This window comes from Ewingella sp. AOP9-I1-14, from assembly GCF_052375995.1.
Classification (GTDB): Bacteria; Pseudomonadota; Gammaproteobacteria; order Enterobacterales; family Enterobacteriaceae; genus Ewingella; species Ewingella allii.
The window spans coordinates 32,206-56,121 of the sequence record NZ_JBQSVA010000012.1 but is presented as its reverse complement, the minus strand read 5'-3'; the positions used below and the strand labels follow the sequence as shown (position 1 = coordinate 56,121).

The following is a 23,916-nucleotide window of genomic DNA, read 5'->3' as shown; positions in this document are numbered from 1 at the left end:
CCGGTTGCCGCTGTTTTTAATCTTTCCGACTCGTTCACTTCGTGATGTTGTTCACGTTGTTCCCTGTCGATGGAGCGGCATTATAGGGAGTTCTGAGCAGGCCGCAAGGGCTAATTTTAAGAAAAACCACTGTTTGCTGCATTCCACAGCAAATACACCGCTTATACCGTGTTTTACACAAACTTATCCACAGAGCAACATCTTGCTCAAATTTTACGAGCGCCGCGCAATCGTTTTCGCTACAATTTCGCGCGTCTGTTTTTACGTTCATTAAGGTAACAACTAAGAAAAATGAGATGCGAAAGGACAGTTATCTCAGTGCAAAGCCGCTCTTTTCTCAAAATTACTCTATATAAAGAGAAGAAAGCGCCTCTTGAACTCAGATAACACTCTTTACTGCGACTTCAAAGCCAAGGAAATAACCACCATGTTACAACCTCGTCCAATCCGCCGTGCCCTACTCAGCGTTTCTGATAAGGCCGGTATCGTAGAATTCGCCGAAGCTTTAGTGCAACGCGGCGTGGAATTGCTCTCTACAGGCGGAACTGCTCGCTTACTCGCTGATGCAGGCCTGCCGGTGACCGAAGTTTCTGACTACACCGGGTTCCCGGAGATGATGGATGGACGCGTCAAGACCTTGCACCCAAAAGTGCACGGCGGGATTTTAGGTCGCAGAGGCAAAGACGATGAGATCATGGCGCAACACGCCATCGCGCCTATTGATATGGTGGTCGTAAACCTTTACCCGTTTGCCCAAACCGTTGCGCGCCCAGACTGTTCATTGGAAGACGCGGTTGAGAATATTGATATCGGCGGGCCAACCATGGTTCGCTCAGCGGCGAAGAACCATAAAGACGTGGCGATTGTGGTTAAGAATGGGGACTTCGCTTCTATTATAGAAGAGATGGATAACAACGACGGCTCCCTGACGCTGGAAACCCGTTTCAACCTGGCGATTAAAGCCTTTGAGCACACCGCGGCTTACGACGGCATGATTGCCAACTACTTCGGTACTATGGTTCCGGCTTACCACGGCGAAACCGACAAGCCTTCCGGCCAGTTCCCGCGCACCCTGAATCTGAGCTACATCAAGAAGCAAGATATGCGTTATGGCGAGAACAGCCATCAAAACGCAGCCTTCTATATAGAAGAGAATGTTAGCGAAGCTTCGGTCGCCACCTCGCAGCAGCTGCAAGGCAAAGCGCTCTCTTACAACAATATTGCGGATACCGATGCTGCTCTGGAGTGTGTGAAAGAGTTTGCAGAGCCGGCCTGCGTCATTGTTAAGCACGCCAACCCGTGCGGCGTAGCCATCGGCGATTCCATTCTGGCAGCCTATGAGCGCGCCTATAAAACCGACCCGACTTCTGCTTTCGGCGGCATTATCGCTTTCAACCGCGAGTTGGATGCTGATACCGCCAAAGCCATCATCAGCCGCCAGTTTGTGGAGGTGATCATCGCCCCTTCCGTGAGCGAAGAGGCTCTGGCACTGACCGCGGCTAAACAAAACGTTCGCGTGTTAACCTGCGGACAGTGGCAAAGCCGCCAAAACGCGCTGGACTTCAAACGCGTGAATGGCGGCCTGTTAGTGCAAGACCGAGATTTGGGTATGGTTGAAGCCTCAGACCTGCGCGTGGTCTCTTCCCGCCAGCCGACTGAGCAAGAGCTGTCCGATGCCCTGTTCTGCTGGAAAGTGGCGAAGTTCGTTAAATCCAACGCCATTGTTTATGCCCGCGACAAAATGACGATCGGCATTGGCGCAGGCCAAATGAGCCGCGTCTACTCGGCGAAGATTGCCGGTATCAAAGCCGGGGATGAAGGTTTAGAAGTGGCGGGTTCCGTCATGGCGTCCGACGCCTTCTTCCCATTCCGCGATGGTATTGATGCCGCCGCTGCCGTGGGCATTACCTGCGTGATTCAGCCGGGCGGTTCAATTCGCGATGATGAAGTTATCGCCGCGGCAAACGAGCACGGTATCGCCATGCTCTTTACCGACATGCGTCATTTCCGCCATTAATTCATAGACCACGACTCATTTTTTAGCGGGCTGACTCAGCCCGCTCACCCGGAGCTTCTCATGAATATTTTAATTATTGGTAACGGCGGGCGTGAACACGCCTTAGCGTGGAAAGCCTCCCAGTCCCCACTGGCGGATAAAGTCTATGTTGCTCCAGGCAATGCGGGCACGGCATTAGAACCTCTGCTTGAGAATGTGGACATCGCCGCCACCGACGTTGCTGGCCTGCTGGCTTTCGCCCAGAGCCACAACATTGGTCTGACAATCGTTGGGCCAGAAGCGCCGCTGGTTATCGGCGTAGTAGACGCTTTCCGTGCAGCCGGTTTGAAAATCTTTGGCCCGACGCAAGAAGCGGCCCAGCTTGAAGGGTCAAAAGCCTTCACCAAAGATTTCTTAGCTCGCCACAAGATCCCAAGTGCGGATTACCAGAACTTTACCGAAGTTGAGCCAGCACTGGCCTACCTGCGCAGCAAAGGCGCGCCAATCGTCATTAAAGCCGACGGCCTTGCCGCCGGTAAAGGCGTGATTGTCGCCATGACGCTGGAAGAGGCGGAAGCCGCCGTTAACGACATGCTGGCGGGAAATGCCTTTGGCGATGCCGGGCATAGAATCGTTATCGAAGAGTTCCTCGACGGCGAAGAAGCCAGCTTTATCGTCATGGTTGACGGCAAAAATGTGCTGCCGATGGCGACCAGTCAGGACCACAAACGCGTGGGCGATGGCGATACCGGGCCGAACACCGGCGGCATGGGTGCCTATTCACCGGCTCCGGTAGTGACGGATGAGATCCACCAGCGCGTGATGGATCAGGTGATCTGGCCAACTGTGCGCGGCATGGCGGCTGAGGACAACACCTATACTGGCTTCCTGTACGCTGGTCTGATGATTTCTGCCGACGGCCAGCCGAAGGTGATTGAATTCAACTGCCGCTTTGGCGACCCAGAAACTCAGCCAATCATGCTGCGTCTGCGCTCTGACCTGGTTGAGCTGTGTCTTGCCGGTGCAGAAGGTCGTTTGGACGAAGTGACCTCAGAATGGGATCCGCGCCCTTCTCTTGGCGTGGTTCTGGCCGCGGGCGGCTATCCGGGGAACTACCACAATGGTCAGCCGATCCACGGCTTGCCGCTGGAGGAAGTGCCGGACGGTAAAGTGTTCCACGCCGGGACCCGTCTGCAGAATGAGCGCGTCGTGACCAACGGTGGTCGCGTGCTCTGTGTTACCGCACTGGGCAAAACGGTGGCCGCCGCGCAGTTACGCGCTTACCAGTTGGCGAAAGATATCAGTTGGGAAGGCAGCTTCTGCCGTAAAGATATCGGTTATCGCGCCATTGCTCGCGAGCAAGACCAGTAACCCCTGCCCCAGAACGGCAAAAGGCACGCTTCGGCGTGCCTTTCTTATTGATACAGCTTTCGCCAAGTCTCTTGGCTTATAAGTCGGACTCTTTCGGTTCCCACTTACAGAAATCTTCATTGGCCACCAGCAGCAATTCATCCCCTTCTGGCGCACTGAGCCAAGCTAGCCCAAGGCGGTCATTGGCCTGCGCGGCGCGCTTGGCTAACCAAACCTGCGAGCGAACGCTGAGGCTTAGAGTGACGGGCTGGCCCGCGCAAGAGGTAATATTGCCCTGTTTCCACTGCCCCTGAATCAGCTGGACGTTACCGGCGCGCAGCGTGTTGCTGAGTTCGAGCAACTTCGCGGCTTTATATTTGTACAGCTCGATATCATCTGACGAGAGCTTTTCCCGGCGTTCGGGGAGCTGTCTCTGCATAAAGCTGACGTGGCCTTCATTGTCGAATCGCAGCATCACTCCAAGATCGGTCTTGGTGGCGTGGGTTTCGCGCATCAGGTGCAGTTGGTCTTGCTGATATTCATAGCGGGTGATCACCGTGTCACCACCATAGTAGGGGCTGTACACGTTGACGATAGTTTGAGGGTGGTGGTCGGCATTGTCGCGACGCCATAGGCGATTAATGCCTTGGTCAGCAACATAACCACTGGCGCTGAACAGCGGCGTGGTGTCTTTGGAACTGCAACCCACCAAACCGAGTACCAGCAAAGCGGCAGCCAGTTTGGAGGTGATAAACAAAAGGGGCCGCTTAGCCGCCCCCTCGCTTATTCTTTTCACTGCAAGCAATTACTTAACAGCGTCTTTCAGAGCTTTACCAGAAACGAACGCAGGCACGTTGGCAGCTGCGATTTTGATTTCTTTACCAGTCTGTGGGTTACGACCAGTACGCTCGTTACGATGATTTACCTTGAAAGTCCCGAAACCAACCAATTGTACAGCATCACCTTCTTTCAGAGACTCGGTAATAGCAGACAGTGTAGATTCAAGAGCAACTTTGGCCTGTGCTTTGGAAAGATCAGCTTTGTCCGCAATTACATCAATCAGTTGAGTCTTGTTCATAAGTTATCCTTTACAGTGTGTTTATCGTTTGCAAAGCATCGAGTGCGACGGATATGCCGATTGACAGCACCCTCCTGCATACACGCACCGATAGCCACTTTTTTTACGCACCCCAAATGTAGACCAGACAGGGTGCGGATGTGAAGCCTTAAGGCACGACAAATCAGGCGTTAAATCACGTTTTCTTGCCTTATTGCGCTAAATTTATGCCAATGTTACTCACGGCGGCTTCACGCAGGTCAGAACGTAACCCTTTTATTAATTCAAGGTCACGCTCTTCACAGTCAGCCAACAGGCGGAAAATCTCCCATTGGATGTCCCATTCTTCCTCAACAGCAGGGATAACTTTCAGTTCTTCATCGGTCATTTCTTTGCCAGCCTGAGTCATCTCAAGCATAGCAACGGTGCGAATTGACGTTTCACTGACAGCAATCGCATGCGAGAGCGTCTCACCGCTGAGCCGCGAGTGGATCAGTTCACCTAATGCGATACAGGCGTCAATTGCTGGGTAAACGCCGTAAATATCGTAGTCTTCAGCAGAAGGCACCGCCTCCTCTAACTTCTCAAGCTGTGTGTCAAAATTGACTTTGGCGTCCTTGACGACCAGCGTTTCCCAAACCAAATCCAAGATACGACGGTACAGCTGTGGTTCGCCGAACCCGGATTGCAGACAGAACATCTGATAGTTGGGATACATACGCTCACAAAGGCTCGCCATAAACGTCAGGTGTTGCCAGCTTTCTAGCTTCTCCAGACGTAAATGTATCGGATTACGTAACATGGTTGGTTCTCGTTAACTTTTTCTGCGCAGGAGTTTACCTGAAATGATTGCAGATCCCTATGCCTTGATTCCTAAAGATTCCCGCTCAGGCGCTGCCAGCGCTGAAATGCTACCCGATTTGAGGCGACGGCGTCGGCCCAACGAGTAGGTTCAGGTAGTCGATAACCCCGCATGCATTGTTCCACCCAGAAAAAAGCAGATTCTATGCTGATGTGATTACCGGGCGAAATGAACAATGGATTACAGCGTAGTTTACTGCGCCACACCCAGCCAATTTGTTCGTCGCGGTCATACAGCGACTGTCGGCTATGCAGGGCATCTTCGAGGGGTAAAAACTTGCCGAACAGGCGACTTTTTGCCACACCAATGGTCGGCACGTCGATCATCAAACCAAAATGGCTGGCGACGCCTAAACGCCTTGGATGCGCAATGCCCTGACCGTCTACCAGCACTAAGTCAGGCTGCTGTTGAAGCTGCTGCCAGGCCTGCATCAGCGCTGGCAGCTCACGAAAAGAGAGAAAACCGGGGATATAGGGCATGGTGGTCGCGATACGGGCAATCTGGTATTCCACCAGCTCAAGGGAGGGATAACTCAGGATAGCAATCGCCGCCCGCGTCACCTCGCCCCCCTGCTCGAATCCTACGTCAGCACCGGCAATAAAGCGCGGCGTCTGAAAACCGTCCGGGTCCTGTAGGACAATATTATCCGCCAGCACCCTCTGCTCTTCTCGTAAAACTTGAGTATCAATCATTCCTATACCTTATAAGCGCTTACTGATGGAAACGGCGCGATAAGTTGTGCACGGCCTCCACGAAGACGCCGGCATTCTCAGGCGGCACGTCCTGATGAATGCCATGTCCCAGGTTGAAGACGTGACCATTACCGCTGCCGAAACCAGATAAAATCGTTTCGACTTCCTGCTCAATGCGCGCAGGCTTAGCGTAAAGCATAGACGGGTCCATGTTACCTTGCAGAGCAACTTTGTCGCCCACGCGACGGCGCGCATCGGCAATGTCCGTGGTCCAGTCCAGACCCAGCGCGTCACAGCCGGTGGCGGCCATCGCTTCCAGCCACTGCCCGCCGCCTTTGGTGAACAGCGTTACCGGCACGCGGCGTCCGTCGTGTTCACGAATCAGGCCATCAACGATTTTATGCATATAGTTCAGGGAGAATTCGCGGTAATCGCGAGGGGTCAGCACGCCGCCCCAGGTGTCGAACACCATCACTGACTGAGCGCCGGCTTTGATTTGCGCGTTGAGATACAAAATCACGCTGTCCGCCAGCTTATCCAGCAGCAGGTGCAGGGTTGCCGGTTCGGCATACATCATCTTTTTCAGTTTGGTGAAGACTTTGCTGCTGCCGCCTTCAACCATGTAAGTCGCCAGCGTCCACGGGCTGCCGGAGAAGCCAATCAGCGGCACTTCGCCTTTCAGGTTTTTGCGAATGGTGCGCACGGCATTCATCACATAGCCCAGTTCCATCTCTGGATCAGGGATCGGCAACTTTTCCACATCAGCGCGGCAGGTCAGCGGAGAAGTAAAACGCGGGCCTTCGCCAGTCTCGAAATACAGCCCCAGGCCCATGGCATCAGGAATGGTCAGAATATCGGAGAACAGGATCGCCGCATCCAGCGCATAGCGGCGCAGAGGCTGTAGCGTCACTTCACACGCCAGCTCGGCGTTTTTGCACAGCGACATAAAATCACCGGCCTGGGCGCGCGTCTCTTTGTACTCTGGCAAATAGCGTCCAGCCTGACGCATCATCCACACCGGGGTCACGTCAACGGGCTGACGCAGTAAAGCGCGCAGGTAGCGATCGTTCTTCAACTCACTCATTATTACTCATTCCTTCAATAATCTTGGCCGCACGGCATTCGTCTGGGCGGCATTGTAGCATGCCTATTATTCAGCATCGCCGTCGCGCTCGGCGCGGCACAGTACGACAGTATCTTCAATCAATCGACGGGCAATAGTGCCGACCGGCGGCAACTGCGGTAAGGCATCAAAGCGATACCAACCGGCGTTGAGCAGCTCTTTCGGGTCGTGTTTGATGTCGCCGCCGTCGTATTCCGCCATAAAGGCCATCATCAGCGAGTTCGGGAAAGGCCACGGCTGGGAGCTAACATAACGCACGTTTTTGACGCGCACATTGCTCTCTTCCATCACTTCGCGGGCCACGGTCTCTTCCAGCGTTTCGCCGACTTCGACAAACCCGGCCAGCACGGTGTGAATGCCATTGCGATGGCGAACATGCTGCGCCAGCAAAATCTCTTCACCTTTACGGATAGCGACGATAATGCAGGGAGCGATTTGCGGGTAATAGCGTTCACGGCAGTGGCTGCACAGGGCGGCCCACTCGGTTTTGCTGACCTGCATTTCATGGCCGCAATAACCGCAAAACTTATGCGAACGGTAGAACTCGGCGAGCTGCACGCCGCGCCCCACCAGCTGGAATAAGCCTTTGTCCTGATCCAGCAGTTGGCGTGCGGAGAACATATTGTTGTCCATCGCCTGACGAACCAGCCAAACCGGCGCACCCTGCCATTCGCCAATTTGTCGGCAAATTTTGCCAATCAGTGAGAATTGCGCCGCATCACCAAAAGGTAATTCGCCCTGTGGCAGCCACAGCTTGCCCTCGTGGCTGATCACCCACCAGCCGTTATGTTGGTCTGTTATCTGTAATTCCATATTGTTGTTGCATAACCTCGACGAGACTGACAATCTGGTTTTCGGAAGTTAAATATTAGTTACTTACACCCACCCGAAAAAACAGCAACTTACCATATAAAACAATAAGTTAACCGCATCACGCATCCGCATGAATCCGTATAAATCTGACCAATTGGGTCAAAATGTGGATCACTTCTTGAATTCTAACGGGTTCAGTTTAACGGCATCATTCAAGTATTCGGGCGCAAAGTGCGCATAAACCATAGTCTGTTGAATTGACGCATGGCCAAGTATTTTTTGCAGTGTAAGGATGTTGCCACCGTTCATCATAAAATGCGTAGCAAACGTGTGTCGCAAAACATGACTGGCCTGCCCGCGCGGCAGGCCGACAATGATCCGTTTGAGAACGCTCCGCATATTGTTGTAGTTAGCATCAGGAAATAAGAGCCGCCCTTTACCAGAAGTGATTTCTTCATAAAGAATCGGTGAAATAGGGACTGACCTGTTTTTGCCGTTCTTCGTATCAAAGAACGTGACCTTATGCTCAATTACCGCATCCCGCATAATGCCAGCGGCTTCGCTCCATCTTGCCCCAGTAGCTAAACATAATTTTGCGACTTTGAGGTTGTCACCGTTGAGAGCGCCAAGCAAAGGGGGGATGTCATCGCGCAAGAGGAAAGACATTGTGCTGGCGTTAACTTTAAAGAGTTCCGTATCCTTGATGGGGTTTTCGCTATGATACTGACCCGCCTTTATCAAGGCATTGAAGACGCCGCTTAATAATAATTGATATCGATTTACTGAGCTTGGCTTCGCGCCAGCCTCCAACCTTGCCGCGCGGTAGTCATTAAAAACTTTGTTATTTACTTGGTCAGCACGCGGATTACCCAAATCACTATCCAGCGTTTCCATCCGCTGCTTTACTTTCGCGCCCGACTTAAGTGTCTTGCCGTGGTATTTCCACCATAGCTCAATTAGTTCAGACAATGGTCGCTTATCGGAAGGCTTTTCAATCCATTCTTTATTATGATTTTTTGCGATTGTCCACCGCTCAAACTGGAGCGCTTCGGCTCTCGTATCAAAGCGCCGCCTCACTCTTTTGCCCTGTCGGCCCTGCGGGCGAACGTCTACAAGATACTGACCCGATTCTAATTTACTGATTGTCATAATCGTCTGGCAGTTCCCCGGTGCTAATCAAGGCTAATAGTTCATCTTCCCGTAAAATCATTGTTCCCTTTTTTCTAGCAACCTCTAATTTTTTTGGCCCGGCATTGTAGCCCCCACAAAGGAAATGAAGATTAACTGTAATATCCTTCCGAACTATCATCCCAGAAGCTGCGGCGGCAGTGGTTAACCTCTCCTTATCCTCTTTTTTGAAACCCGTAAAACAGATTTCAAGCGGACCGCTAAAATCCAAGGGTCTAAGCATTCCTGGTGATTCATATTTTTTGTGCTTCTTACGCTCAATAACGAAAAGAGGTAACTCCCTAGCGCCCGGCTCGGAAACCAAGAACTCACGAACTTTTTCGGTATAAACCTCTGCATCTTCCATGCAGCCGAAGAAACCAACCACGCGGTCTGTTCTAAAAGTTTTATAGCTACCACTCTTGCTACAGATACCTTGAATGTAGTCACCAACTTCCATTGCAGTGGATAGTGCATATGCCGAGACTTTATTCTTAGTTGTTACATAGGAGATAAAAATATCGCTCATATCAAAACGTCCTTATTTTCAATTTAAAACCACGGTGACCTTTCTGAACAAATCCCACCGCCAGACCATTTATTCATTATTTTCAATGCTATCAGCCAACCTTCTGGTCGTTTTGGCGGCTGGATGTGTTGTTTTGCCCATCAGGGGAGAGAGCCGGAGAGATCTGTCCGGCACTTTCCATTGTCTTATCCGTCATTAGCCAAAGCGTATATTTCTCAAACCTAGGGTGCTGTGTAATTTTTAAGAGCATTTCACTTCCAACAGCACGGCGATCAGTTTCATAGAACTTTTGCGCCCCTTCAGCCACCCCCGTAAGTTCTGCAAATTCTTGTCGGCTCAGCCCTTCGGCCTCCCGCACATCCCTTATTTTTTTACCAAGACTCGTTGACATGGTAGCAATTGCTCCCTATTCTTTTGCTTGAGGGGTAGCTATTGCTACCGCAATCCTAATAAGTCCGAATAAATCCGAACATGATCCAAAAGGATAAACGATGACACTCAAGAGACCCAAGCCCGTAATGGTGAAAATGCCGGATTGTCCGGTCGTTTTTTGCCTCCCTTACCCGAAATTGCCACTTTCTGCATACGCCGAAGTAACAGGGCAGACCGTGCGCACCATTCAGCAGCAGGCCAATGAAGGGAAATTAGTGCTGACCAAAAACAAGCCAGGAAGGGAGCGTCAGGTAAATATGGTTTACGAATTTCTTGAGGCATACGAAGAGGCGCAAGAAGCGCTTCGCATGAAGATTTAAGGGGGCGACATGACCCATCCAATCAAAGAAGTGAGCCGCCATTCATCCATATATCGCGGCTTCTTAATTGTCCGTCGCCCGGCAACTTTTCTAAACAAGATTACCCGCTACGAAGTGACCCTGAGTGAGCAGTCTTTTGGGTTATTCGATGCACAGGCCCAAGCGACTGACTACATAGATGAATTGCACGAGCAAAAGGAGAACGCCGCATGACAGCCCCATTTTATGCAGCCGCAAACCAGATTTTGAGAATGTACGAACGTCGCCAGTTAGTTGCCAAAGAAAAAGCCCCTGCCAATTCATCATGTGAACGCTATTGGGCATATGAGCGACTTTGTGATTTAGCAGGTGCCGCAGCTTATGCGGGTAGTAAAGAAGCTACGGTCATCAAAAACGCCGCTGAACTTTGGAAAAACTCAGAGCGTATTCCAACCCCCTTCCCTGATGATTTGCACGAGGATCACGTATGACCACTGCACAATGTCCGTCACTGGCAAACATGCTGACCAACGGTCAGCAAATTACCCACCGAGCGCATCAGCGCGGATGGATTGAAACACCAGACGGTCGCCACTTCCAACCGAAAGCCACCGAAGTGCAATTCATCAAAGGCCGCCGACTACCGTTTATGGCTCGCCAACATAACAAACCCCGCTGGTTCGCTCGGCTGATGGGTATTTTTGCTTAATGATTTATGGGAGGGCTTATGTTTCCTTCAAATAACCAGCAGGTCGAGCCATTACCTTTTAAAGACTTTCAGGTAAAGGCGCGTCGGCTTTTTAAGCGAACTGAAAACACCGCTTGCCGCCGCTTTAACGCTGGCAGTGATGATTTTAAATTCGTAGTGCTTACGCTCTCGAACCGCCGCACACCCAAGCTGTTTTCACCATCTGACATTGGTAAACCGTTTGAATCTTTCAGCGACTACCAGCGGGAAAAGATAATTGACGCAATGAACAGCCTTTCGAAGTGGGGCCATGCATTGCCTAATTTCATTTCGGCATCTGACCGAATTCTAGACATTTAAATACAGCCAAAAAACAAATAGGCGCTCACGCGTCGGGTTTTCTGCATCCAAAAATCAGCAAAAGGAACTAAATAATGATGACTTCAAAATCGGCTCAATTAAGTATCACCCTTAAATCAGTTGCCTTGATTAAGGAACTTTCATTAGGGCTTGCTCCTATTGGTTGTGTTGCTGTCAGAAATTTTTGTAATGAAATTAGCCGCACTCTTATTAATCAAGCCGGTGAAATTGACTCGCTCAACGCCCATGCTCAAAACTTAGCTACAGCCTACAACAGCTATGAAGTGCATTGGGATTCTTTGATTTTCGCGATCATGGGTGCCGATGCCAAAGCGGACATTATCGACGGTGTGGACATTGAGCGAACTACTACCGCCGCAATCGAAGCCGTTAAAAAGCTGGCGTCAGAGCGTGATGAAAATCTACGTGTCGCCGAAGCGTTTCAAGCAGCCAGCAATTTAGAATATGCGTCGATACATCGCGACTACCACAACGGTGCCCACGTTGGAAATATCCGCTATCCGTCTGAGCTTATCGAAATTTTCCGTGCTGGAATGGTCAGCAAATTAAAAGAGGACATTGAGAAAGCCCGCTCAATAGGCCGCTTCCAAGAGATATACGTCAACGTGCCTTCCGGTCATGCTGGAATTGCCTTCGACCCTAGCGCCGAATTAACCAAGTCAATCCAAGACAATGCCCGCAATCACTATCGCAAAATGATGGAATCTGAAATTAGCGACTTCGTTGCGGGCCTTGGTCACCCCGGCGAACCTACTACGCCAAAACAATTCCAAGATGTATTAATGAAACGTGTCGCATCCGTATTCACTAATGCAACGCAAACCGAGTGAAAAGCCACAACCGGGGCCGCGTGGCCCCAACTCCTGCACCACCTTTTAGCTCTGGCAAGCCTGATAGATTCGCCGGGGCTTTCGTGTGGAATAAACCTTTAGCCGCAATTGGCGTCGATATGACCCCTGCGCCAATTTCGCCCCCATCAGCACCGCTTGAGCCGCACCCAGCCGTTAACGCTCATCTCGACCGCCTGAATAAAAACGGCGTTAACGAGTTGGAAGAAGGCAGTCAGGTTTTAAGCGACCTACTCAAAACCCGCGCCGCTATTGAGCGCAGCAAATACGAGCGTGAAAAGGCGACATGGTCAGCATCGCCGGAAGGCGTGGAAGAAAGATTCCAGAAAGAACCGTTTTTCATCCGATCACCGTATCAGAATAAAATTACATGGCTTCGCGCCAATCGCGGGACAAAGCACACCAATGCGTTTTTGATGGGTACCATTAAGAATGCATTGTTGCGCCTTGATGCCGTTCGCAAATACCACGGCGTTAGCCCCGGCCATGACTCTGAATTCATCGCCTATTACCGCCCGTCATACTGCCATTTGGCCGAGTTCACCAAGCCGAGAGTCAAAACGCTGGCGAACGAAGTCGCCGGTCGTCTGAACGAAATGTTTACCACGGCCATTGAGGAGCGCGGAGGCGATGCCGCCGTCCTGCCAGATGATGAACTGCTGTTTATTTATCGCCATATGGCCGTTGAGGTTCACGCGCTGCGCGTGCGTCCACCGTACTGGAAAAAGCTTAGGCCGCTGTTTGCACCGGTCGAACTGCCACCGGAACCGCTCGACCGTGCTGTCTTTGTGTCGGCATTGTCCCGCCTGATTAATGCTGATTGGTGGGAGCATCAGTTATGGCGGCTGCGCTGTGACTGGCGCGAAAACCAACTCCGCGCTATCGGCAGCATCCACAAACGTGCGACGCCGTACATTAGCCGCGACGCGCTGGCCGACTGGTTGGAACAGCGCCGAAAGAACCGCGAGTTTTTCAAATCGCACGAACTGGACGACGGCGAAGGCAACCGTATGTCGCTCGAAGCAATGGTCGATGCCAGCATCAGCAACCCAAGCATTCGCCGGCATGAACTCATGGCCCGCATGAAAGGCATTGAGTTTATCGCCCAGTCACGCGGCGACGTTGGCGTTTTCTATACCATCACCTGCCCGTCGAAATATCACGCCACCAACGCCAGCGGTCACGGCAACCCGAAGTGGAACCACAGCGATGTGAAACAGGCCCAAAAATACCTTACTAACCTGTGGGCGCGTATTGGCTCGAAGCTAAACCGCGAAGGCTTGCGCGTTTATGGCTTCCGCGTTGCCGAACCCCATCATGACGAAACGCCCCATTGGCACTTGTTGTTATTCATGCAGCCAGAAGAACGCCAAGCGATCACCTCAATTATGCGCGGCTATGCCATTAAAGAAGACCGCGCAGAACTGGGCAAGCGCACCGGAGCACGCTTCACGGCCAAACGCTTAGACCCGAAGAAGGGCAGCGCCACGGCTTACATCGCGAAATACATTTCGAAGAACATCGACGGCTACGCTCTGGACGGTGAAAAAGACCACGACACAGGCAAGCCGCTAAAAGAAACCGCCCGTCTGGCAATGGCGTGGGCGTCCCGTCATCGCATCCGTCAGTACCAGCCGATTGGCACACCACCGGTGACGGTCTGGCGTGAGCTGCGCAAGCTGAATAACCAGCTGGTCGGCAACCTGATTAAAGCCGAAAGCTATAAACGCGGGCAAAAGCTGTTACCCGATACTGCGATGGATGCGGTGATGTCAGCAGCCGACGCCGGTTGTTTTGCTACCTACATCATGCGCCAAGGCGGCGTCCTGATTCCCCGCGACAGCTACGTCGTGCGTCTGGCCTATGAAGACTGCGAAAAGCCTAACGCCTACGGCGAGATCACCGAGAAGATTTTCGGCATTTTCTCGCCCCGATTGGGCGAGGATTCCCGCGTCTGTACGCGGTTAAAAACATGGACGATTGTCGCCAAGCAAAAGACGCAGCCCGCCGCAGAACAGCGCGACGCCATGGAGGTTTTGACCTTACCGGACGGCCCCGCCGTCCCTTGGAGTTCTGTCAATAACTCTACGGGAGAGGAAAATTTAAACACTATTCCGGGAGTTGAAGACAGAAATGTCGATGATATTGCCCCTGATTTTGAGCGGTTCACCGACAAAGACCGCCGCGCACTGCTGCGAAGGATGAGAAGCGAACCGGCAGCACCTAAAAAGCATGAAAATCCGTTCCCGGATGGGAATTCTATGCACGAAGCCTGGGCGAACGCAGAGGAAAAAGCGCAGGAAATGGCCCGAGTGCGTGAGTCAAAAATGATTAATGCCAGAAATAAGGCATCAAAAATTATCGACTCAGCCTATACGGCCGGAATTAGTATTGATGAACTGAACGCAATGTCGTTAGCCATGGGTGGCGAAATCACCTTCAACAACCGGCGTTATATTGCATCGAAAGATGGGAATTTGTTTGCGCTGGACAGAGGTAGTAAAGAGCGGTCGACAGCATTGCACCAATTTATTGGCCGCATTAAAGAAGCCACAAAAAAACCCGCCTAAGCGGGTTTTCTCATTTAAACAGCCTGCCCATTTAGCAGGTTAAGCGCGAATTGCCGTTCGTCTGGCTTCAACTGGTCTATTAAGAATTTCACCAGTTTGTTGCCGGTCAGCCCGCTGGGGCTGAGTGAATGTGAGAACGTCGCGTTAAAAACGAAGGTGTGGCCGCACTCTACCTCTGAACAGGCACAGTATAAATCGGCCAGTTTCTTGTCTTTCCAGTCAGATTTACGAATGATGGCCGGTGACCCGCATTCTGGACAATTAATTTTAAAAATGCGCATGTTTACTACCCCGCACGCCAGCGCCAACAATGGGGATGATTTTAGCGTATTTGTGCTCATTTCTCGCCCTTTTCAGCGTCAATTACTGGGATTTCAACATCAAAATTTAGATGCAGGTGCGCGGGGATCTCCTTGTCGCTGTTAATCCCGTTCATAAATTTACGCTGGAGCGGGATAACTTCGTCTTTGCGGTAGGTATTACGGGCTGTTTCGGGATTGCCCATGACCGCGCCGTTGGTGGGAATAATGCCCGCCAGTCCAGCCGGGAAGCGGTGCGCGGTGAAAATATCCTGTGCGGTAATGCCTTTCACGTTGGCAAACTCATCCTTTGCACTCACCTCGCCAACCGGCAACAGCTTCAACCCCTCCGCGCTTCCGTTGGGAATATTCACAAACATATTGCGGAAGTTACCCAGCCCCTTTGACTGCTCAATCTTTTCTTTAATTTCCGCTTCCACCTCGCCGGTGATGTTGGCGTCGTTTGCATACAGGATGAAGCCCATGTGTGCGCCGTTGTGGTAATAGCGACGACGGAAAATGGTTGATTCGCTGTTAAGCAACACCGAGTGGATGCCGCCGATATAATCCGGCAGGCCGTAAACCTGTTGGCGTGGGTCATACATTTTAAAAAACACCACGTCGCGCGGGTCATAAATCAGCGCTGGCCCTTCCTGCAACACCACGAAATCCCCATCCTTTCGACAACGCAGATAGAGCGACGGCAACGGCAGCAGGTCGATAACCTGCCCGAAGGCGTTACGAATTTTCAAGACGGCCACGTCGCCAAACAGCAGATAATCAAACGCCATTTGCTCAACCTGATCCGTTGTTAGCCCGCCGCCCAGGTAGCCACCGGCCACCATATTGCGTCGAGCGTACAGCACGCCGCCGTGCTGGCCGTTGAGGTTCGGCAACTGCGCCAGCGCCAAACGGTCAATCGGTTGCCGCCAGTGGTCATAGTCGTTGTCGTACCAGATGTTGTGATAGTCGGTACCGGTGGTAAGTATGGGTTCCGGTTCGCCGAAGGTGATAACGCTCCCTTTCCCTGGCGTGAACGTTTTGGGCGTTGCAGCGACGGCGTGCTGCTTGCGTTGCTTGCGCTTTTTGTTTGTCATGCTGCTTTTCCAAAGGCCCAGGTAGATGGGCGGTCAAATTCATAGTCCAAGGGTTCGTTAATCACGGCGTGCGAGATAGCGAAGAAAACGTCAGCGTGGCCGGTGGCCTCCGAGCGTTCGGCGACAAAGGTCAGCGCGTTGCCGCTGGCCGTGGTGGTGCGGCGTATCGCCATGAAGCTGGCCGGGATTTCGGCCCGCTCTTTTTTGGTTTCGTCCTGTGCATCTTTTGCCCACTCGATGCGCTTGCGTTCGACCGTGTCGATCATCTTCATGACCAGGCGGTTTTTACTCTCGACGCTGTATAAAATGGCGTGCGCCTCGCGCGGGGCAAACTTGGTCACCAGGTCATAAACTCCTTTCCCGATGCCGGTCGTATCAATGCCGATGTAGGTAATGTTAAAGCGGCGCATAAGCTGCTTTATCTGCTCGACCTGCCAGCTAAAATTAAGCCCCTGCCACTGGTGAATCTCCAGCACGCGGAACCGTTCGCCCTTATCAATCGGCGGGGCTACTATCACAAAGGTGGAGTTGTCCCCCGACCGCGACGGGTCAAAACCGGCCCACACTTCGCGATTGCCAAACGGTCGCGCCGCTGTCGGGTCATAGTCTCCCCAGATTTCCCGGTCGACTTCGCAGGCCACCAGGGCGGCAAGCTTGAATACCGCGTCTTTGCTGTCGACGAACTGACACATGTAGAGCATGGCGAAGGCGGTCGGGTTGTATTTGTTGCGCAGCCGCTCAATATCGACCCGCGCCCCCAACCCGCCCTTGACGGCGTCTTCCATGGTGATGACGTAACGCCAAATACCATCGGGTGATGCGCAACCCTGCTCGCGCATCGCGCTTTCTTTCGGGAATACCGCCGCTTTGCGCTTGGCGTCGTCGGCTTTCCATTCGTCGCCAGACCACACGCCGTAGGCTTGGTGCGTTTTGGCGCTGGGCGTCGAAAAATAGGTTGTACGAAATTTGTCATGCGTCGCCATGGCTGACGCCACTTCATGCAATTTGGTGAATTTGGGTATCCAGAAAACTTCGTCACCGTACAGGTGGCCGTTAAACCCCTGCGCCGTGCTGGCGTTGGTTGAGAGAAAACGCAGAATCGCGCCGTTGCTGAGTCGAATATTTTTACCGGTCAGCGTGATGCCGAAATGTAACTGTGCAAACTGGACGATGTACTCGCGGAATATTTCAGACTGTGCGCGGGAGGCTGAGAAAAAGACCTGATTGTCGCCGGTGAGGACGGCGTCTTCGAACGCTTCCCAGGCAAAATAGTAGGTCATGCCCACTTGGCGGCTTTTCAGAACAAAGCGCCAGTCTTCATCTTTATGGTCGCGACAATGTAATTGGTATTCGTACAGGTGTGTGCGTGACCACTCTTCCAGCATTTCCGGCGTGATGCTGGATATGTCATTCTTCTTATACTTACGCTTACGCCCTTCTCCTGATCCCCCTCCCTCGAAACCGCCATCGTCATAGACCGTCATGTTTTTGGCCTTAATCTCAGCCATCTTTTCAGCGTGTTTATTATTTTGGGCCATGAGTTTGACGTGTTGGGCCACCAGGTCGCGCAACTCCTCCAACTCCAGCGCGGTTTTCTTCTCGCGGTTGGTCAGTTGGTTGACGCGGCGGGCGATGGAATCTTCGATAGATTCCGCAGGCAGCAGGCCAGCCCACTGGCCCACATCGGCCCAATGGTAAATCGTGCGCGGCGGGAGGTTTAATTCCTGCGCGATATCTTTAGGTGTCCAGCGCTTAATATATAAAGCGCGGGCCGCCTCTTTTATTTCGTTCGAATATTTTGCCATACGGCTATTATGTCGAGAAAAAAGAAACGAAATTATCATTAAATATCGGCATTAAGTGGTTAAGCATTTATAACCGAACGCACCCGAAATAAAGCGGGTGCGCGATATTCCGCATTTCGTAATACTGCCCTCCACAGAATATTGCTTATTAAATTCACCGATTATTTAAGGTTTGTTATGCCGCAACCTAATTACCGTACAGATTGGCTTTGCATTGCCACGTCCGGCCAAGCCGTTGACGGTCGAACTATTGAAGCGCAATGGTTAATTGATGCGGCAGAAACTTACAGCCGCGACACCTACACCGCGCTAATTTGGCCGCACCATCCGCAGTATGAATACGCCGAGCGCGAATTCACCTGCAACCTTGGCGAAGTCGACGCATTGAAAACCGAAACCGTGGACGGCGTCGTAAAACTTTATGCCCAGCTTATTCCAAATCGTTTTCTTATTTACGCCAATGAAGACGGGCAAAAGTTATTTACCTCTGCTGAATTCATGGGCGACTTTGCGGGAAGCGGTCGTGAATATTTAATGGGCCTTGCCGTTACCGATATTCCGGCAAGCCTGGGCACTGAAAAAATCAAATTCCAGTTAGCCGGGGAAGAAAAACCCGCCGAACGCGGAAATTTAGAAACGTTCAGTCTGGGTAAATTAAAGACTCAGAAAAAAGAACCGTCTTTATGGTCGAAATTATTTTCAACCCGTAAAGAGTTTACGCCAACACCAGAACCCAACACCGACAACAAGCCCAACGAGGGCGAGGAAAAAAAGATGGATGAATTAAAAGCCCTCTTGCTGCAAATGATCCAACTCCTGAACGACGGCCAAGCCGCCGCCGAGGGAGACGGGGACAGCGACACGCCAGAACTTGCCGCCGATGAAGTGGCAGACATTGCCGACCAAATTGCCGACGCGGCGGAAGAAGTCTCCGAACTGGCCCAAGACGTTGCCGACAACCCCGAAGACGAAGTCGTCGCGGCTGAATTCAGCGTTGCAAAAGCCAACCTGGTCAAAGCCATGAAGGCGTTTAGCAACAAACCGGCACCGGCTCGCCGTCGCGAACGCCGCCAGTTCAGCGCCCGCCGCGCGGGTAAAAAAGGCCCCAAAGACGGTAAGCAAGCCGAGCTAACCAAGCTTTCCGCCCAACTGGCTGACGTCATGACCAAACTGTCGGCGCAGGAAAGCAACGGCACCCAGCGCCCTAACCGTGCGCCAGGCGGTGGCGATAAGCCGCGCGAACTCGTTTAAGCGTCAGTTACTTAGCGCCCGTTTTTTAAGGAAAACACTATGCACCAGAACCAACAGCTATCCTCGCAAGCCGAGGGGATGCTCCACAAATTCACGGCGGCCCTTGCCCGTTCGTATGGCGTACGCGGTACCGATAAGTACTTCGCGATCACCCCGCCAAAAGAAACCCTGTTGCGCGACGCGCTGCTCCAAGCATCTGACTTTTTGCGCCTCGTTAACGTCAAAGATGTTAACCAAACCACCGGGCAGGTCATTAGCACAGGCAAACCGGGCATTTATACCGGCCGTAAAAAAGGCGGTCGCTTTAGCCGCCCGCTGGGTGTGGATGGTAACGAGTACCAATTATACGAAACGGATTCCGGTTCGTATCTGGACTACAACACCCTGACCAACTGGGCAAACTCCGGTAGCGAAGACGAATTCTTCCAGCGTATTCAGGCATTCAGCAATGAGTCGTTTGCGCTCGACATGCTGCGCGTCGCTTTCAACGGTATCAGCGCCGCCGAAAATACCGACCCGGAGAAGAACCCAAACGGCGAAGACGTCAACATCGGCTGGCACAAAATCGTCAAAGACCGTTCACCGGCGCAGATTATTGCCGATACGGTCACGCTTGGCGGTGCCGGTGCTGATTTTGTTTCTCTGGATGCGGCGGTTACCGACTTGCTTCACGCCTGCATTTTAGAGCAGTACCGCAGTGACCCACGTCTTTGCGTACTGATTTCCGGTGACCTCATTGCGAAAGACGCTACCACCATGATGAACATGGTTGACCGTCCGACCGAAAAAGTGGCCGCGCAGCTAATGAACCGCCAGATTGCTGGCTTAGATGTTTACAAACCGCCATTCATGCCCGAAGGCCGTTTGATCATCACCACGCTGGAAAACCTGCATATTTACACGCAGGGCGGCACCCGCAAGCGTAAAGCCGACTGGAGCGATGACCGCAAGCAGTTTGAAAACAGCTATTTGCGCATGGAAGGCTACGCCGTTGAGCACGACGAACTTTACGCCGCGTTCGACAAAATCACCCTCGCGGAACCAGTGACCGAACCAGGCGGAGACGCATAACGATGGCTATGTCCCCCTGTCAGCGCCACCGCGCACGCATCAAGGCCGCCGAAACGCTGGACAAGCGCGAGGCGCTCACTTCATCACCGGTGAGTTTCCATTTGCAAAAACTGGAACTGGAAAGCGATGTCGCACACCTGCGCAGCCTGCCGCGCACAGAAGACCGCGTCAAGATGAAACGCGACGAACTGTTGCCGCGCTGGTTGCCGACCGTGGAAGCGTACATCGCCGGTGATAAGCGTTACGCAAATCCGGCCCTGGTGTACTGCGTGATTTGGCTGCTCGACACGGGGGAAATCGAAAAGGCGCTCGACTGGGCTGATATCGCTATCGGCGAAGGCCAAGACATGCCAGACAACTTCAAAAGCACGATGCCCGCATTTATTGCCGACACCGTGCTGGAGTGGGCGATGGTCGAGGCCGCCAGCGGTCACAGCATCGAACCGTTTTTCAGCCGGACGTTTAACAACATCCGCGACAAATGGCGGCTGCATGAAGACATCAACGCCAAGTGGTTCAAGTTTGCGGGGCTTTACCTGCTGCGAGACCACAACGGCGAACCCCGCGCCACGGCGGTGGAAGATGTCGACACGCTGGAAAAGGCCGACGAACTGCTGGCGCAGGCCGAAAAGTACAACAAAAACGCGGGTGTAAAGACCATGCGGGCGAAAATTCGCGCCCGTATTAATGGCCTCACAGCCGAGTAAAGACTACCGCAAGCCGGGGCGGGCGCGGTGGAGGCATAAGCCCGTAAGGCTTTTGGCCGTGGAAACCGTTAGCCCGCTTCTCACATGCAACAGAAGGATAGCCCCATGAGTGGCCCAAGTTTCAGCATCAGCGGCAAGCCGGTGAACTACCAGTCTGACGCGATCACCAACGGCGTGACCTTCTGGCCGGATTTGAATCTGGGCGAGTTTCAAAAGTCCCGCACCCTGCCCGCTGACCTGCCACCGGAAACCGCAGGTCTGGCGGTGCTGGCAGCGATTGCCGAGGTAAATGACAACCTCGCCGACGTGGTCAGCCACTGGACGGGCAAGGGCTTTGACCAGGCCAAAGACGTGCCGGGGGCCAAGATGGGTGACGAAAACCAGCTTACTGCCCAGTACAAAAAAGCCGTATATGCCAGGGCGAAAGCCGATTTGCTGGGTGAGTTTGCCACCATTGGCCGCCGTGAGTCGCATCCGGGCCAGGAGAGCAGCGAAACCCGCGCGGGCCTGCTGGCCGAGTCCGCATTCGTCATGCGCAACATGCTGAAACTGCCGCGCGTCGGGGTACATCTGATATGAGCCAGATAGAGAGCCTGACCGCGTTTATCACAGCCAACCTGCCGCCCGACGTCATGCAGATGTTCGAAAGCAGTCAGGACAATTGCGAACTCATGCGCAGCGGCCAGGCGCTGGGGAATAACCAGAAGCGCATCGGCGTGCTGCGTTACGACGCCACGCTGTCATGGGACCGTTTTCCGTTTCGCGTCTGTTCGCCCGGTCTGGTTTATGCCCTGGTGCTGACGTGGGTCAGTGAGCACGCCAACGAGTTTCACGACAAGTTGCAGCTACCCGACCCGACCGTCGACCCGGAGTTTGACGACGAAGGCTATTGCATCCTGCAAATCGTGGTGCCAATGGCAGACCCGATCATCCTCAGAGAAGACGAGAGCGGCGACGTTCCGGCACAGGGTAAGCGCTGGTCATTGGTTGACCCTGAAATCTGGACGGCGACGGAAGCCGAATTTATCACCCAACACGGTGGTAAGTCGTGATACGCGGCAACCTGAACCAAACGCAGCTTAAGCAGATGCGGGCAGCGCTTGCCGCCGCTGAGTTGAAGCCCAAACAGCGCCAGCGCCTGTTATGGCGTATTGCCAAACTGGGCATCATCGTGGCGGCCAAACGGAACCAGCGAAACCAGACCGCGCCAGACGGCACGCCGTGGGCACCGCGCAAGCGAGGCAAAGGCAAGATGCTGAAAGGCTTGCCCAAGCTGCTGGCCGTGCGGGAAATGCCAGAAATTCAGGGGGTGCGTATCTACCTGAAAGGCGGCAACTACCGCAACGGCACCAAGCCCATCGCGGCGGGTCTGGTCGGTGCCGCACAGCAGGACGGCGCCAACATCAAAATGAACGCCAGCGGGGCACCGCGCAAGGCGCAGGCCAACCGGCCCGCCCTGCCTCGCCAGGCTAAAAAGCTTCGCGCCCTGGGCTACAAAATGCGCCAGGGCAAAAAATGGGTAAAACCATCGAGCAAAAAAATCATGGAAACCCTGAGCATGCCCCAGGCGGGACTACTGATTAAAAAATTACGGGGCACACCGACGAAACGCACCTGGACAATCGACTTACCGGGACGCGTGTTTTTAGGGGTGAGTAACGAAGAATTTAACAAAATACTTGCGCGGCAAATGCAGGCGATCGGCTTCGGCTGGGACGTCAACGCGCAGGACATCAGAGGGTAAACCCATGACATGGCCACTCGTTAACGTCAGTCAGATTAACCGCTACAACGGCACCACGAAAGACGTCGAGCGCGTCGTTTTGTTTGTCGGCTATGGCGATACCAACGTCGGGAAAACGCAGGCAATTAACACCGCCACCGACTTAAACAAGGCGCTGGGCGACAAAGATAGCCTGTTAAAAAGCCTGGTCAGCGCGGCCAGCAATAACGCCGGTCAAAACTGGTTTGCCTACGTGCACGTTTTAGGCGCGAAGGATGAATCAAAACCCGATGATGACTGGATGGCCGCCGTCACGGCGGGCCAGAACGTGGCATCCGTCGAAGGCGTTGTCCTCGCGTTTGATATCGACCAGCAGGCAACCATCAACCGCGCCAGCGAGATGCGTAACACCCTGAAAGCCAAGTTTGGCCGCTTCGTGTGGTTCGCCCTTTCCGTGGGCGGCCCAGATACCACCGAAACGTGGCCCGCTTACCTTGTCCGTATGGCCGCGCTCCAAGACAAAATTGCCTCTCCGGGCGTGCAGCTGGTGCCCCGTCTTTGGGGTAACGAGCCGGGCGCATTAGCGGGCCGCCTGTGTAACCGTTCGGTCACCATCGCCGACAGCCCGGCGCGTGTTGCCACCGGCGCACTTACCGCGCTGGGTCGCGACGGCCTGCCCGTTGACGGCACAGGTGTAGAAATCGACCTCGCCGTATTGCAGTCGCTTGAAGCCCTGCGCTACAGCGTGCCGATGTGGTACCACGATTTCGACGGGATTTACTGGTCGGACGGTCGGACGCTCGACGTTGAAGGCGGCGATTATCAGACGATTGAGAACGTGCGCATTGTGGATAAAGCCTCGCGCAAGGTGCGTTTGCGGGCTATCCCGAAAATCGCTAACCGCTCGCTTAACAGCACGCCGGGCAGCATTGCGGCAAACGAAACGTATTTCGGCAAGCCGCTGCGCGAAATGGCGATCACCTCGCAAATCAACGGGATTGAATTCCCAGGCGAAGTGAAACCACCCAAACAAGGCGACGTTTCAATCGTCTGGACTTCATCAGTCAAGGTGCAAATTTTCATTGTGGTGCGCCCTTATGAGTCTGCGAAAGAAATCAGCATCAGTATCGAACTCGATACCTCACTGGAGAGCTAA

General features: G+C 53.2%; 29 protein-coding genes. 17 read left to right on the top strand and 12 right to left on the bottom strand.

Annotated features, from left to right (window positions below):
- The 3 genes from ACT3RT_RS21430 to purD all read left to right on the top strand — a co-directional run.
- The coding region (locus ACT3RT_RS21430; protein WP_496203709.1) for a hypothetical protein at positions 1-274 on the top strand (274 nt) is incomplete at its 5' end.
- Positions 275-427: 153 nt separating this feature from the next.
- A complete protein-coding gene (gene purH / locus ACT3RT_RS21425) occupies positions 428-2,017 on the top strand; it encodes a bifunctional phosphoribosylaminoimidazolecarboxamide formyltransferase/IMP cyclohydrolase (protein ID WP_353500615.1) in 1,590 nt (529 codons plus the stop codon).
- A 60-nt stretch (positions 2,018-2,077) separates the two neighbouring features.
- Positions 2,078-3,367 (top strand): phosphoribosylamine--glycine ligase, encoded by a 1,290-nt coding sequence (purD, locus tag ACT3RT_RS21420; RefSeq protein ID WP_496203708.1) that lies wholly within the window; start codon positions 2,078-2,080, stop codon positions 3,365-3,367.
- 76 nt (positions 3,368-3,443) lie between these two features.
- Here purD and ACT3RT_RS21415 read toward each other — a convergent pair whose 3' ends face one another.
- From ACT3RT_RS21415 to ACT3RT_RS21375, 9 genes are all read right to left on the bottom strand, one after another.
- Positions 3,444-4,103, bottom strand: a complete 660-nt coding sequence (locus ACT3RT_RS21415; protein WP_437341984.1) for a DUF1481 domain-containing protein — start codon at positions 4,101-4,103, stop codon at positions 3,444-3,446.
- A gap of 48 nt (positions 4,104-4,151) precedes the next feature.
- On the bottom strand, positions 4,152-4,424 hold the full coding sequence (hupA, locus tag ACT3RT_RS21410; protein WP_013577396.1) for a nucleoid-associated protein HU-alpha: 273 nt from the start codon (positions 4,422-4,424) through the stop codon (positions 4,152-4,154).
- 190 nt (positions 4,425-4,614) lie between these two features.
- Positions 4,615-5,205 (bottom strand): YjaG family protein, encoded by a 591-nt coding sequence (locus ACT3RT_RS21405; RefSeq protein ID WP_034795037.1) that lies wholly within the window; start codon positions 5,203-5,205, stop codon positions 4,615-4,617.
- 71 nt (positions 5,206-5,276) lie between these two features.
- Positions 5,277-5,957, bottom strand: coding sequence for a deoxyribonuclease V (nfi, locus tag ACT3RT_RS21400; RefSeq protein ID WP_496203707.1), 681 nt, complete (start codon positions 5,955-5,957; stop codon positions 5,277-5,279).
- Between the two features lie 19 nt (positions 5,958-5,976).
- Positions 5,977-7,041: a uroporphyrinogen decarboxylase gene (gene hemE, locus ACT3RT_RS21395; RefSeq protein ID WP_486034134.1), complete on the bottom strand. Its 1,065-nt coding sequence runs from the start codon at positions 7,039-7,041 to the stop codon at positions 5,977-5,979.
- A gap of 66 nt (positions 7,042-7,107) precedes the next feature.
- The gene (gene nudC, locus ACT3RT_RS21390; protein WP_485904184.1) at positions 7,108-7,893 is read right to left on the bottom strand and encodes an NAD(+) diphosphatase; all 786 of its coding nucleotides are present in this window, start codon (positions 7,891-7,893) and stop codon (positions 7,108-7,110) included.
- Between the two features lie 171 nt (positions 7,894-8,064).
- Complete coding sequence (locus tag ACT3RT_RS21385) at positions 8,065-9,042, bottom strand: phage integrase (RefSeq protein ID WP_496203706.1); 978 nt, start codon at positions 9,040-9,042, stop codon at positions 8,065-8,067.
- Entirely contained in the window at positions 9,029-9,589 is a 561-nt protein-coding gene (locus ACT3RT_RS21380; protein ID WP_353500609.1) for a BRCT domain-containing protein, read from the bottom strand. Before ACT3RT_RS21380 ends, ACT3RT_RS21385 begins: the two co-directional genes overlap by 14 nt.
- 91 nt (positions 9,590-9,680) lie before the next feature.
- Complete coding sequence (locus tag ACT3RT_RS21375; RefSeq protein WP_353500608.1) at positions 9,681-9,980, bottom strand: helix-turn-helix domain-containing protein; 300 nt, start codon at positions 9,978-9,980, stop codon at positions 9,681-9,683.
- 100 nt (positions 9,981-10,080) lie between these two features.
- Here ACT3RT_RS21375 and ACT3RT_RS21370 point away from each other — a divergent pair, with 100 nt between their 5' ends.
- The 7 genes from ACT3RT_RS21370 (at position 10,081) to ACT3RT_RS21340 (ending at position 14,807) form a co-directional block, all read left to right on the top strand.
- A complete protein-coding gene (locus ACT3RT_RS21370; protein WP_353500607.1) occupies positions 10,081-10,341 on the top strand; it encodes a hypothetical protein in 261 nt (86 codons plus the stop codon).
- 9 nt (positions 10,342-10,350) lie between these two features.
- On the top strand, positions 10,351-10,554 hold the full coding sequence (locus tag ACT3RT_RS21365; RefSeq protein WP_353500606.1) for a hypothetical protein: 204 nt from the start codon (positions 10,351-10,353) through the stop codon (positions 10,552-10,554).
- Positions 10,551-10,811, top strand: coding sequence for a hypothetical protein (locus tag ACT3RT_RS21360; protein ID WP_353500605.1), 261 nt, complete (start codon positions 10,551-10,553; stop codon positions 10,809-10,811). Before ACT3RT_RS21365 ends, ACT3RT_RS21360 begins: the two co-directional genes overlap by 4 nt.
- The gene (locus ACT3RT_RS21355; RefSeq protein WP_496203705.1) at positions 10,808-11,029 is read left to right on the top strand and encodes a phage filamentation protein Fil family protein; all 222 of its coding nucleotides are present in this window, start codon (positions 10,808-10,810) and stop codon (positions 11,027-11,029) included. The genes ACT3RT_RS21360 and ACT3RT_RS21355 overlap by 4 nt, the downstream gene beginning before the upstream one ends.
- Before the next feature lie 18 nt (positions 11,030-11,047).
- A complete protein-coding gene (locus ACT3RT_RS21350; protein ID WP_353500603.1) occupies positions 11,048-11,368 on the top strand; it encodes a hypothetical protein in 321 nt (106 codons plus the stop codon).
- A gap of 74 nt (positions 11,369-11,442) precedes the next feature.
- Positions 11,443-12,219 carry a hypothetical protein gene (locus ACT3RT_RS21345; protein WP_496203704.1) on the top strand — a complete coding sequence of 259 codons (777 nt, stop codon included), beginning with the start codon at positions 11,443-11,445 and terminating at the stop codon, positions 12,217-12,219.
- 83 nt (positions 12,220-12,302) lie between these two features.
- A complete protein-coding gene (locus ACT3RT_RS21340; RefSeq protein WP_496203703.1) occupies positions 12,303-14,807 on the top strand; it encodes a replication endonuclease in 2,505 nt (834 codons plus the stop codon).
- A gap of 14 nt (positions 14,808-14,821) precedes the next feature.
- Here the strand turns inward: ACT3RT_RS21340 and ACT3RT_RS21335 are convergent, their stop codons facing one another.
- Genes ACT3RT_RS21335 through ACT3RT_RS21325 form a run of 3 tightly spaced genes read right to left on the bottom strand, consistent with a single transcriptional unit; the run spans position 14,822 to position 18,008 of the window.
- Positions 14,822-15,088 carry an Ogr/Delta-like zinc finger protein gene (locus ACT3RT_RS21335; RefSeq protein ID WP_208950143.1) on the bottom strand — a complete coding sequence of 89 codons (267 nt, stop codon included), beginning with the start codon at positions 15,086-15,088 and terminating at the stop codon, positions 14,822-14,824.
- 56 nt (positions 15,089-15,144) lie between these two features.
- Positions 15,145-16,203, bottom strand: coding sequence for a phage portal protein (locus tag ACT3RT_RS21330; protein ID WP_496203702.1), 1,059 nt, complete (start codon positions 16,201-16,203; stop codon positions 15,145-15,147).
- Complete coding sequence (locus ACT3RT_RS21325) at positions 16,200-18,008, bottom strand: terminase large subunit domain-containing protein (protein ID WP_496203701.1); 1,809 nt, start codon at positions 18,006-18,008, stop codon at positions 16,200-16,202. Before ACT3RT_RS21325 ends, ACT3RT_RS21330 begins: the two co-directional genes overlap by 4 nt.
- Before the next feature lie 177 nt (positions 18,009-18,185).
- Here ACT3RT_RS21325 and ACT3RT_RS21320 point away from each other — a divergent pair, with 177 nt between their 5' ends.
- From ACT3RT_RS21320 to ACT3RT_RS21290, 7 genes are all read left to right on the top strand, one after another.
- A complete protein-coding gene (locus ACT3RT_RS21320) occupies positions 18,186-19,259 on the top strand; it encodes a GPO family capsid scaffolding protein (protein WP_496203700.1) in 1,074 nt (357 codons plus the stop codon).
- Positions 19,260-19,298: 39 nt separating this feature from the next.
- Positions 19,299-20,330: a phage major capsid protein, P2 family gene (locus tag ACT3RT_RS21315; RefSeq protein ID WP_496203699.1), complete on the top strand. Its 1,032-nt coding sequence runs from the start codon at positions 19,299-19,301 to the stop codon at positions 20,328-20,330.
- Between the two features lie 2 nt (positions 20,331-20,332).
- A complete protein-coding gene (gpM, locus tag ACT3RT_RS21310) occupies positions 20,333-21,037 on the top strand; it encodes a phage terminase small subunit (RefSeq protein ID WP_496203698.1) in 705 nt (234 codons plus the stop codon).
- A gap of 105 nt (positions 21,038-21,142) precedes the next feature.
- A complete protein-coding gene (locus ACT3RT_RS21305; protein ID WP_496203697.1) occupies positions 21,143-21,616 on the top strand; it encodes a head completion/stabilization protein in 474 nt (157 codons plus the stop codon).
- Positions 21,613-22,089, top strand: coding sequence for a phage tail protein (locus tag ACT3RT_RS21300; RefSeq protein ID WP_353500594.1), 477 nt, complete (start codon positions 21,613-21,615; stop codon positions 22,087-22,089). Before ACT3RT_RS21305 ends, ACT3RT_RS21300 begins: the two co-directional genes overlap by 4 nt.
- Positions 22,090-22,124: 35 nt before the next feature.
- The gene (locus tag ACT3RT_RS21295) at positions 22,125-22,781 is read left to right on the top strand and encodes a hypothetical protein (RefSeq protein ID WP_496203710.1); all 657 of its coding nucleotides are present in this window, start codon (positions 22,125-22,127) and stop codon (positions 22,779-22,781) included.
- Between the two features lie 4 nt (positions 22,782-22,785).
- Entirely contained in the window at positions 22,786-23,916 is a 1,131-nt protein-coding gene (locus tag ACT3RT_RS21290; protein ID WP_496203696.1) for a DUF2586 domain-containing protein, read from the top strand.